General features: G+C 62.2%; 9 protein-coding genes. 6 read left to right on the top strand and 3 right to left on the bottom strand.

Annotated features, from left to right (window positions below):
- The first annotated feature begins 52 nt into the window (after positions 1 to 52).
- Positions 53 to 1,693, top strand: coding sequence for a chaperonin GroEL (gene groL, locus APH30_RS23840; RefSeq protein ID WP_009684393.1), 1,641 nt, complete (start codon positions 53 to 55; stop codon positions 1,691 to 1,693).
- Positions 1,694 to 1,795: 102 nt separating this feature from the next.
- On the opposite strand, the gene APH30_RS23835 is transcribed toward groL, so the two are convergent.
- Positions 1,796 to 2,524, bottom strand: coding sequence for a phosphatase PAP2 family protein (locus APH30_RS23835; protein ID WP_054913950.1), 729 nt, complete (start codon positions 2,522 to 2,524; stop codon positions 1,796 to 1,798).
- 183 nt (positions 2,525 to 2,707) lie between these two features.
- On the opposite strand from APH30_RS23835, the gene colR reads away from it, so the two are divergent.
- The 5 genes from colR (at position 2,708) to APH30_RS23810 (ending at position 6,417) form a co-directional block, all read left to right on the top strand.
- Positions 2,708 to 3,391, top strand: coding sequence for a two-component system response regulator ColR (colR, locus tag APH30_RS23830; protein ID WP_009684391.1), 684 nt, complete (start codon positions 2,708 to 2,710; stop codon positions 3,389 to 3,391).
- On the top strand, positions 3,381 to 4,691 hold the full coding sequence (locus APH30_RS23825; protein WP_009684390.1) for a HAMP domain-containing sensor histidine kinase: 1,311 nt from the start codon (positions 3,381 to 3,383) through the stop codon (positions 4,689 to 4,691). Before colR ends, APH30_RS23825 begins: the two co-directional genes overlap by 11 nt.
- A 107-nt stretch (positions 4,692 to 4,798) precedes the next feature.
- The gene (locus APH30_RS23820; RefSeq protein ID WP_054913949.1) at positions 4,799 to 5,479 is read left to right on the top strand and encodes a class I SAM-dependent methyltransferase; all 681 of its coding nucleotides are present in this window, start codon (positions 4,799 to 4,801) and stop codon (positions 5,477 to 5,479) included.
- A 6-nt stretch (positions 5,480 to 5,485) separates the two neighbouring features.
- Positions 5,486 to 6,184, top strand: coding sequence for a lipopolysaccharide kinase InaA family protein (locus APH30_RS23815; protein ID WP_054913948.1), 699 nt, complete (start codon positions 5,486 to 5,488; stop codon positions 6,182 to 6,184).
- Positions 6,184 to 6,417, top strand: coding sequence for a hypothetical protein (locus APH30_RS23810; protein ID WP_029887498.1), 234 nt, complete (start codon positions 6,184 to 6,186; stop codon positions 6,415 to 6,417). The genes APH30_RS23815 and APH30_RS23810 overlap by 1 nt, the downstream gene beginning before the upstream one ends.
- 82 nt (positions 6,418 to 6,499) lie before the next feature.
- Here the strand turns inward: APH30_RS23810 and APH30_RS23805 are convergent, their stop codons facing one another.
- Together APH30_RS23805 and APH30_RS23800 are read right to left on the bottom strand one after the other, a co-directional pair.
- The gene (locus APH30_RS23805; protein ID WP_054913947.1) at positions 6,500 to 9,544 is read right to left on the bottom strand and encodes a multidrug efflux RND transporter permease subunit; all 3,045 of its coding nucleotides are present in this window, start codon (positions 9,542 to 9,544) and stop codon (positions 6,500 to 6,502) included.
- A 12-nt stretch (positions 9,545 to 9,556) separates the two neighbouring features.
- A partial coding sequence (locus tag APH30_RS23800; RefSeq protein WP_054913946.1) for an efflux RND transporter periplasmic adaptor subunit occupies positions 9,557 to 10,582 on the bottom strand: 1,026 nt, incomplete at its 5' end.

Genomic DNA, 10,582 nt, shown 5'->3' with positions numbered 1-10,582 from the left:
TGATTTCCCCGACTTCCCGTTACTCCAAAGAATTTCCAAGGATTAAACGATCATGGCTGCTAAAGACGTAAAATTCGGCGACTCCGCTCGTAAAAAAATGCTGGTTGGTGTCAACGTTCTGGCTGACGCGGTAAAAGCTACCCTCGGCCCGAAAGGTCGTAACGTGGTTTTGGCCAAGAGCTTCGGCGCGCCAACCATCACCAAGGACGGCGTTTCCGTCGCCAAAGAAATCGAGCTGAAAGACGCCTTCGAGAACATGGGCGCCCAGCTGGTCAAGGAAGTCGCTTCCAAGGCCAACGACGCCGCCGGTGACGGCACCACCACCGCTACCGTACTGGCCCAGGCCATCGTCAACGAAGGCCTGAAAGCCGTCGCTGCCGGCATGAACCCGATGGACCTGAAGCGCGGTATCGACAAGGCCACTGCTGCCGTTGTCGCCGAGCTGAAGAACCTGTCCAAGCCATGCGCCGATTCCAAGGCCATCGCTCAGGTCGGTACCATCTCCGCCAACTCCGACAGCTCCATCGGTGAAATCATCGCCGAAGCCATGGAAAAAGTCGGTAAAGAAGGCGTGATCACCGTTGAAGAAGGCTCGGGCCTGGAAAACGAACTGTCCGTCGTAGAAGGCATGCAGTTCGACCGCGGCTACCTGTCGCCTTACTTCGTCAACAAGCCAGACACCATGGTTGCCGAGCTGGAAAGCCCGCTGCTGCTGCTGGTCGACAAGAAAATCTCCAACATCCGTGAGCTGCTGCCAGTGCTGGAAGCCGTTGCCAAGGCCGGCCGCCCACTGCTGATCGTTGCCGAAGACGTCGAAGGCGAAGCGCTGGCTACCCTGGTAGTCAACAACATGCGCGGCATCGTCAAGGTTGCTGCGGTCAAGGCACCTGGCTTCGGCGACCGCCGCAAGGCCATGCTGCAGGACATCGCCGTTCTGACCGGTGGCCAGGTCATCTCCGAAGAAATCGGCCTGTCGCTGGAAACCGCTACCCTGGAGCACCTGGGTAACGCCAAGCGCGTGATCCTGTCCAAGGAAAACACCACCATCATCGATGGTGCTGGCGCTGACACCGAGATCGAAGCACGCGTCAAGCAGATCCGTGCCCAGATCGAAGAAACTTCTTCGGACTACGACCGGGAGAAGCTGCAAGAGCGTCTGGCCAAGCTGGCCGGCGGTGTTGCCGTGATCAAGGTCGGTGCAGGTACCGAAGTTGAAATGAAAGAGAAGAAAGCCCGCGTTGAAGACGCCCTGCACGCTACCCGTGCAGCCGTTGAAGAAGGCGTGGTGCCTGGCGGTGGTGTTGCCCTGGTTCGCGCCCTGGCAGCCATTATCGACCTCAAAGGCGACAACGAAGACCAGAACGTCGGTATCGCCCTGCTGCGCCGCGCTGTCGAAGCGCCGCTGCGCCAGATCACTGCCAACGCCGGCGACGAGCCAAGCGTTGTCGCTGACAAGGTCAAGCAAGGTTCGGGTAACTTCGGTTACAACGCTGCCTCCGGCGAGTACGGCGACATGATCGAGATGGGTATCCTGGACCCAGCCAAGGTCACTCGTTCGGCGCTGCAAGCTGCTGCTTCGATCGGCGGTCTGATGATCACCACCGAAGCCATGGTTGCCGACCTGCCAGAAGACAAGCCAGCTGCTGGCATGCCTGACATGGGCGGCATGGGTGGCATGGGCGGCATGATGTAAGCCAGCCTTACCCCCTGCACCATGAGAAAGCCCCGGTTCGCGAGAACCGGGGCTTTTTTTATTCTCCTGTGGGCGCCATTGGGCCGCTAAGCGGCTCCGGCTTCAGGCAACGCTGTTTTTGACCGCGGGCACTTCTACCATGCCCCGGCGATACAGCACCAGATAATACGACCCCAACCCGATCAACCAGCAGAACACCGCCGTCCACACGTTGTGCGACAGGAAGTGCGCCCCTTGCAGCATGCGCCCAACACCAAGCAGCGAACCTGCCAGCAAGGCCATCACGAATGCCGCCCGCGCCAGGCGCGGCTTGCGGTCACGCAACATGAAGAACAGGCCGAACAGGCAGAACCCGGTCGCGGCATGCCCGCCCGGCCAGCACAGCCCGGGCTTGTCGGTGGCCGGCCGTGGTTGCAGCAGCTTGCTGTAGGTTTCGGTACCGCCAAACTGGGTGAGGCTCCAGGGGCACTGCACCTGCGTCACCTTCTTCAGGGGCGTGACAAACGCGGTGGACAAACCCAGCGCCAACACCAGGCAGCCCAGCTCGCGGCGCCAGCCAAACAGGCGCTTTACGAAAAAGCTGGCGGCGAAGGTCAGCAGCGCTATCAGCCCCAGCAGGATCACCCCCTGCTTGACCCGGTCATGCAGGATGTTTTCCAGCCAATAACTGTGGCGGCCAATGAACTGCCCGGCGACAGGGTCGAAGAACAGCTTGGCGAGGTCCATGTCGATCGACGTCAGCTCCAGCAGAATCAGGGCCAACGCGGTCGCCAACGGAATACCCAGGTACAGCCAGTAATTGATCGGGCGAGGGCGGGTTGCTTGCTGCATGGCGGCTCCAGGGCGGGAAAAAGATCGGCCATTGTCGTCGGCCCGCTATTCTGTGTCCGTGAAGGATCAGTGAAAAAACCGTCAAGTGCGGTGAATTTTTCCGGGGGCTGGCACCCTGCAGGCATAGGCCGTAAGCTGCGCCTGCCGCGCACCACAGCGAGAAGCGCCGCACAGGAGAAACCGATGCGCATTCTTTTGGTTGAAGACAACCGCGATATCCTGGCCAACCTGGCCGACTACTTGGGCATGAAGGGCTATACCGTCGACTGCGCCCAGGATGGCCTGTCCGGGCTGCACCTGGCTGCCACCGAGCACTATGACCTGATCGTGCTCGACATCATGTTGCCCGGTATCGATGGCTACACGCTGTGCAAGCGCCTGCGCGAAGACGCCCGCCGCGACACGCCGGTGATCATGCTTACCGCTCGCGACCAGTTGGACGACCGCCTGCAAGGCTTCCGTTCCGGGGCCGACGACTACCTGCTCAAGCCGTTCGCCCTGTCCGAGCTGGCGGCACGCATCGAAGCCGTGCTGCGCCGGGCCCAGGGCGGCGGGCGGCGCAGCCTGCAGGTGGCTGATCTGAGCTATGACCTCGACACCCTGGAGGTCACCCGCCAGGGCCGCATGCTCAAGCTCAACCCGGTCGGCCTCAAGCTGTTGGCCGTGTTGATGCAGAAGAGCCCTCATGTATTGCGCCGCGAAGTGCTGGAAGAAGCCCTGTGGGGGGACGACTGCCCCGACAGTGACAGCCTGCGCAGCCATGTGCACCAACTGCGCCAAGTGATCGACAAACCGTTCGAAAAACCGCTGCTGCATACCGTCCATGGCGTCGGCTATCGCCTCGCCGAGGGTCGTGATGGAGTTTAAGCAAAGCCTTGCCCAGCGCATCATCATCGCCTTTGCCCTGATGAGCGCGCTGGTGGCCGGGGCCTTCGCCTTCGGTATCGTCGGCACCGTGCACCTGGTCGAAGAGCGGCTGATTTCATCGGTACTGGGCGGTGACTTGCAGCGCCTGCTGCGCATGGACAGCGTCAGCGACTGGAGCCACCGCCCGCGCCCCGACCAGTTGTTCTACTTCAGCGGTGGGCGGGACGACTTCGAGCTGCCCAAAGACCTGCGCCACCTGGACCGTGGCTTCCACGAAGTATTCCGCGACCAGCTTTCCTACCACGCGATGGTCGAGATCGTCGATGGCCGCCGCTATGTCTTGCTGCAGGACCAAAGCGACTTCGAGGAGCGCGAGCGTGTGCTGTTCGCGGTGGTGCTGGTGGGCTTCGTGCTCAGCCTGGTGCTGGCGGTGATCCTGGGCTGGCTGGTGGCGCGGCGGGTGATGGCGCCGGTGATCCGCCTGGCGCGGCAAGTTCGCCACCGTGACCAGCTGCTGGGCCTGGCGCCGCCGTTGGCGCCGGACTACGCGGCGGACGAAGTCGGCCAGCTGGCGGTGGCGTTCGATGACACGCTGGGCCGCCTGCGCGATGCGCTGACCCGTGAACGGCTGTTCACCAGTGACGTCAGCCATGAGTTGCGCACCCCATTGATGGTGCTGGCCACGTCCTGCGAGCTGCTGCAGGAAAACCCCAACCTCGACACCCGCGCGCGCAGCCAGGTGGAGCGCGTGGCGCGGGCAACCGAAGAGATGCGCGAGCTGGTCAAGACCTTCCTGATGCTGGCCAGGGCGCAACGTGATGAAGGCGCAGTAGCCTCCCGGGCGACCCTGCGCGAAGTGGCCAACGAGCTGATCGGGGTGTGGCGCGACACCATCGAACAGAAGGGCCTGACCTTGTATTTCGATGGCCAGGCCAGTGCCAGCGCAGTGCTGTACAACGCGACCTTCCTGCAGTCGGTGATGGGCAACCTGCTGCGCAATGCGGCGCACTACACCGATGCCGGCTACATCCGCCTGAGCCTGGAAAGCAATGGCTTCAGCGTGGAAGACAGTGGCGTGGGCATACCGGAAGAACAGCGCGAAGCCATGTTCAAGCCGTTCGTGCGCGGTGATGAGCGGCGCGGCGAGGGTCTTGGGCTGGGCTTGTCGCTGGTGCAGCGCATCTGCGACGACCAGGGCTGGCGGGTGACCTTGACCTCTTCTGTACCCCATGGCTGCCGTTTCCATGTCGACTTGAGCAATACGCGGGTGAAAGAAGAGCCGGACGTCGTGGCTGGGTAATGTGTTGTTACACGTGAAACCGGGGCTAACACTTTTTTCACATCAGCATGACCTGATTCCTACGCGCATTTACCTAATGTGAGCGCAATGGAATCAGGAGATGCTCAATGCGTAGCCCTATCAAGCTTGAATTTTCCGAGAAGTACGACAAAGACCATGCCCGAGAGTACTTTCTCAAGCACCAGGATGGCTTGGCCCGCCGGCTGTCTCACAAGCGAGATGAGCAGCTGGCCCGCCGCGCACTGGCGCTGGCGGGTGAGCCTGGCCTGGTCCTGGACTTGCCCTGCGGCGCTGGTCGTTTCTGGCCGCTGCTGGCAGAAAAGAACAACCGCGTCATCATCGGTGCCGATAATTCCGAGGCGATGATCGAGACCGCCTGTGCTGCGCAACCGCCAGAAGTGGTCGCGCGGGTACGGCCTTTGCAGACATCGGCATTCGACATCGACTTGCCAGACAACTCCGTCGACAGCATTTTTTGCATGCGGCTGTTTCACCATATCGGCGAGGCAGCCCACAGAAAGAAAATTCTTTCTGAATTTCAACGAGTTAGCCGTGATAGTGTGATCTTGTCACTGTGGGTGGACGGCAACTTCAAGGCTTGGCGGCGCAGGAAACTGGAACAGCGCCGCAGCACCAAAGCCGAGCAGAACCATTACCAGAACCGGTTTGTGTTACCGGCCGACACGGTCGAAGAAGAATTCCGCGCCGCCGGTTTCAGGATCCAGGAACGCCTCGACTTCCTGCCGTTCTATGCCATGTGGCGGGTTTATGTATTGCGTAAGGGGTAGTGTTTGATGGCTGTAGCCCAGAATGGGGAGTCGCGCTTCGATTTTTACTGGCGCCAGCAAGGCGAGTGGGTAGAGGAGCCTAACCAGCGCCGGGGTGGCGAAAGTGGTGTGCAACGGCTCAACGATGCCAACGGCAAACTGCTGTATGCAAAGCGTCAGGTCGGGCATATCTATCGCAGCCTGTTGCACCCTTTCGGCCGGCCAACTGTGCTGCGTGAGCTCGATGCGCTGAACAGCTTCGAGCAACTGGGGGTGCGTGTGCCGCGCCTGGTGTTCTGTGGTGCCAAGCGCGATGCCGACCACCAGTGGCGGGCGCTGCTGGTCAGCGAAGCACTGGACGGGTTTGTGGAGCTGGACACCTGGCATGCCCAAGGTGCCCGAGACCGTTACCCACAGGTGGTCCACGAGCGCATGCTCAAGGACCTGGCCGACAACCTGGCGCGCATGCACCTGGGCCATTGGCAACACGGCTGCCTGTACGGCAAGCATGTGTTCGTCAAGGTGCTGGGCGAGGGCGAGCAAGCCCGTGTCGAAGTGGCGCTGCTCGACCTCGAGAAGTGTCGGCGACGTTTCAGTTGCCAGCGCGCGGCGGGTAACGACCTGCGCCAATTGCGCCGCCATTCGTCGCTCAACGAGGCGGAATGGCAGACGCTACTCGACTTTTACAAGGTGGCGTTTGGCAGCGCTGTCAAAGGGTTAGGGTAATGAAACTAGAAATAGCTCGAGCTTTGTTCCTGGTAGCGGGCCTGGCGGTGACCACTGTAGCGGTGGCTGCCTGGGAAGAGCCGAGGCCGACGGTATTCAGCAAGGCTGAGATGGCCGCCCAGTGCGCACTGCCGCGGGACGTGAAACCGCAGCAGAAGGCCAGGGTAGAGCCGGATCAGGATCTGTTGCTGTTGCTGTTCGGCCTGCGCCAAGGGTTGCGGCCATTTGGTTGAAACCGGTGTAGCTGTACATGCCAGAGGCCTCGCAAGCGCGAGGCCTCTGGCGTTTCTGCAGGTGGCCCTCGGTGGGCGGGTTTCAGGCGGCAGCAGGTTCCTTGGCCACCGTCTTGTGCGCCAGCAGGGTGTAGATACAAGGCAGCACGAACAGGGTGAACAGCGTGCCGATCGACATGCCGGTCGCGATCACGGCACCGATGTCGAAGCGGCTTACCGCCCCGGCCCCGGTCGCGAGGATCAGCGGCACCATGCCGAACACCATTGCCGCCGTGGTCATCAGCACCGGCCGCAGGCGAATCGCCGCTGCTTCTTCGATTGCCTCGCGCGCGCCCAGGCCAAGCTCATCACGTAACTGGTTGGCGAACTCGACGATCAGGATGCCGTGTTTGCTGATCAGCCCGATCAATGTCACCAGCCCGACCTGGGTGTAGATGTTCATGCTCGACAGGCCCAGGAACAGTGGCAACAGCGCCCCGCAGATCGACAACGGTACCGTAACCAGGATTACCAGCGGATCCCGGAAACTTTCGAACTGGGCCGCCAAGACCAGGAAGATGATCGCCAGCGCCAGGCCAAAGGTCACCCACAGTGCGCTGCCTTCCTGCACGTACTGGCGGGCCACGCCGGCATAGTCGAAGGCGTAACCTTCCGGTGCCTCTTCGCGGGCGATGTCCTGCACGGTCTTCAGCGCTTCGCCCAGGCTGACCATCGGTACGCCTTGAATGATCGCCGAGTTCAACTGCTGGAACTGGTTGAGCTGCCGCGGGCGAGCGCGGTCGGTGAGGGTGACCAGGGTCGCCAGCGGCAGCAGCTTGCCCTGGTCGTTCTTCACGTAGTAGTTGTTCAGCCAACCGGGGTTGTCGCGGTATGCGCGCTCGGCTTGAGCAATGACCTTGTAGCTGCGCCCCTCGAGGGTGAAACGGTTGATTTCGGCTTCACCCAGCAAGGTGGCCAGGGTACTGCCGAGAACGTCCATCGATACCCCCATTTGCGCCGCCTTGGCCCGGTCTATATCGACCACCACCTCGGGTTTGTCAAAGGCCAGGTCGATGTCGAGGAAGGCGAACTTGCCCGATGCCTGGGCCCGAGCCTTGATGCGTTGGGCCACCTCCAGCAGTGCCGGGTAGTCGCCTGCGGTGTTGATCACGAACTGGAACGGCAGGCCTTCGCCGGTGCCGGGCAGCGATGGCAGGTTGAAGCCGAAGATCTGCAGGCCGGCGACCTCTTCCAGCTTGGCCTGTACCAGTGGCAGCAGCTCCATTTGCGTACGCTCGCGCTCGTTCCAGGGCTTTAGCAGGAAGCCACCGATGCCGCTTTGCACGCCATTGAAACCGTTGATCTGGAACGACGAATAGTATTCGGGGAAGGTCTTGAACAGTGGGGTGAACTGGTTGGTGTAGGCGTTGAGGTAGTCAAGGTTGGCTGGCTGTGGGGAGCTGCTGATCATGAAGATCACCCCCTGGTCCTCGTTGGGGGCCAGTTCGTTCTGAGTGAACTTCAGCAGTAGCGGAATCAGGCACAGGATGATCACGGCAAACACCAGCACCACCGGCCGGCTGTCGAGCGTGCCGTGCAGCAGGCGCTGGTAGCGTACCTTCAGGCGCGCGAACTGCCGATCGAGCCAGTGGGCCAGGCCGCTGGAATTCTGCTCGCGGCGCAGCAGCAGGGCGCACATCATCGGTGACAGGGTCAGGGCGACGATACCGGAAATGACGACTGCGCCGGCCAGGGTAAGGGCGAACTCCTTGAACAGCGCCCCGGTGAGCCCGCTGAGAAAGCCGATGGGCGCATACACCGCTGCCAGGGTGATGGTCATCGACACCACCGGCATGGCGATCTCGCGCGCGCCTTCCAAGGCTGCATCGAACGGCGACTGGCCTTCTTCGATATGCCGGTGAATGTTCTCCACCACCACGATCGCATCGTCCACCACCAGCCCGATGGCCAGGACCATGGCCAGCAGGGTCAGCAAGTTCAGCGAGTAGCCCATCATCTGCATGAAGAACAACACGCCAATCATCGACAGCGGAATGGTCACCACCGGGATCAGCACCGAGCGCAGGGCGCCAAGGAACAGGAACACCACCAGGATGACGATCAGCACCGCTTCGCCGAGGGTCTTGAGCACTTCGTCGATGGAGGCCTGGATGAACAGCGTGGCGTCGTAGGCGATCGACACCTTCAGCGCCGAGGGCAACTGGCTTTCCAGGTCGGGCATGACCCGCCGTACTTCCTTGATCACCTCCAGCGGGTTGGCGGCGGGCGTGGCCTTGATGCCGATGTACACCGAGGGCGTGCCGTCGAATGAGCTGACGGTGTCGTAGTTCTCTGCCCCCATCTCCACCCGCGCCACGTCACCCAGCAGTACGCGGCTGTCGCCACTGGTCTTGACCGGCAGGGCGGCGAACGCCTCGGCTGACTTCAGCTCGGTGCTGGCGTTGATGCTGGTGACCACGTATTCGCCTTTGACTTCGCCGGCAGCGGACAGGAAGTTGTAGCGTCGCACGGCGTCGGTCACGTCGCTGGCCGCCAGGCCGAAACCGGCCAGTTTCACTGGGTCCAGCCACAGACGCATGGCAAATACCTGGTTACCGAGGATTTCTGCCTCGGCCATGCCGGGTAGCGTGGCCAGCTTGGGCTGGATCACCCGTGACAGGTAGTCGGTGATTTGCGGGTTGCTCATCTGTTCGCTGTAGAAGCTGATGTACATCAGCGCCGAAGCATCGGCGGCTTCCTTGCTGAGTACCGGGTCTTCGGCGTTCTGCGGCAGCTTGTTGCGCACTTCGTTGGCCTTGGCCAGCAGTTCGGTGAACAGCCTGTCGCTGTCGGCACCGATGCGCGCGTAGATGGATATGACGGAAAAATTCTGCCGGCTCACCGAGGTCATGTAGTCGATACCTTCGGCGCTGGCCAGGCTTTGCTGCAGCGGCTGGGTGATGTAGCCCTGGATGGTTTCGGCGTTGGCCCCGGGGTAGGCCGTGGTGACGGTGATCAAGGCGTTTTCCATGCGTGGGTACTGGCGAATCTGCAACGTGTGCCAGGCCTGGATACCCAGCAACAGGATCAGTAGGCTGACCACGCTGGCCAGCACCGGGCGACGGATGAACGGGTCGGTGAACGCCATGCCAGCCTCCAGTCAGTCCTTGGTCGCGGCGCCCGGGGCGGGCTTGACGGCCTGGTCCTGGCCGATTCGGATTGCGGCGCCGGGGGTCAGCTTCAGCTGCCCGGCAGTGACTACCTGTTCCCCGGCCTGCAACCCTTTGCTGACCACCACCACGCCGTCACGGCGCTCGCCGGTCTGCACGGTGCGTTGTTCGGCGACCCATTGGGGGTGGCCCTGTTCATCGTGCTGCGGCTTGCCGTGCTGGTCCTTTTTCGCGGTGGCGACATATACCGAGTTGCCGTACAGGGTGTAGGTAATGGCACTTTCCGGCACCACCACCTGCAACTGCGGATCGGGCAGCAGTACCTGCAGGCTGGCGAACATGCCCGGCAGCAATTTGCCGTCGGGGTTGGCCAGGGTCGCGCGCACCAGCAGGTTTCGCGTGGTTTCATCGACCTTGGGGTTGATGGCGCTGAGGCGGGCGGGGAAGGTCTGGTCCGGGTAGGCAGCCACTTGCACCAGCACCTGTTGGCCGAGGCTCAGCCGGGGCAAGGCCTGTTCCGGCACGTTGAAGTCTACGTACAGGCCGGAGGTGTTCTGCAGGGTCGCGATGACGGTGCCTGGCGCCAGATAATCGCCTACATCCACCTGGCGGATGCCCAGGGTGCCACTGAAGGGCGCGCTGATGCTTTTCTTGTTCTTCGAAGCCTTGAGCTGCTCGACCACCGCCTGGTTGCGCTGGTACTGGGCATTGAGGCGGTCGTATTCGCCACGGGAGATCGCCGAGTCACCCACCAGTTGCCGCCCGCGGCCGAAGTCGACCTTGGCCAGGCCCAGGTCGGCCACGGCGGTGCCGAGCAATGCGGTTTCCTGGTCATCGTTGAGCCGCAGCAGCAGCTGCCCGGCCTTGACCGTTTGCCCAGAGTCGAAATACAGGGCCTTGACGATGCCTTCGACTTCCAGGCTCAGCTCGACACCCTGCAGCGCCTTGAGGCTGCCGACCGCGGGCAGGCGCTGTTGCCACTGGCGTTGTTCGGCCAAGGCTGCCGCCACGGTGAT

Source organism: Pseudomonas sp. NBRC 111127 (genome assembly GCF_001320345.1).
Lineage (GTDB): Bacteria > Pseudomonadota > Gammaproteobacteria > Pseudomonadales > Pseudomonadaceae > Aquipseudomonas > Aquipseudomonas juntendi.
The sequence above is the reverse complement of the archived record's forward strand: the minus strand, read 5'-3'. Positions and strand labels throughout refer to the sequence as shown.

Bases quoted from the DNA above. Each gene is read 5' to 3' on its own strand.
- groL (WP_009684393.1), top strand. From the start codon at position 53: ATGGCTGCTAAAGACGTAAAATTCGGCGACTCCGCTCGTAAAAAAATG.
- APH30_RS23835 (WP_054913950.1), bottom strand. From the start codon at position 2,524: ATGCAGCAAGCAACCCGCCCTCGCCCGATCAATTACTGGCTGTACCTG.
- colR (WP_009684391.1), top strand. From the start codon at position 2,708: ATGCGCATTCTTTTGGTTGAAGACAACCGCGATATCCTGGCCAACCTG.
- APH30_RS23825 (WP_009684390.1), top strand. From the start codon at position 3,381: ATGGAGTTTAAGCAAAGCCTTGCCCAGCGCATCATCATCGCCTTTGCC.
- APH30_RS23820 (WP_054913949.1), top strand. From the start codon at position 4,799: ATGCGTAGCCCTATCAAGCTTGAATTTTCCGAGAAGTACGACAAAGAC.
- APH30_RS23815 (WP_054913948.1), top strand. From the start codon at position 5,486: ATGGCTGTAGCCCAGAATGGGGAGTCGCGCTTCGATTTTTACTGGCGC.
- APH30_RS23810 (WP_029887498.1), top strand. From the start codon at position 6,184: ATGAAACTAGAAATAGCTCGAGCTTTGTTCCTGGTAGCGGGCCTGGCG.
- APH30_RS23805 (WP_054913947.1), bottom strand. From the start codon at position 9,544: ATGGCGTTCACCGACCCGTTCATCCGTCGCCCGGTGCTGGCCAGCGTG.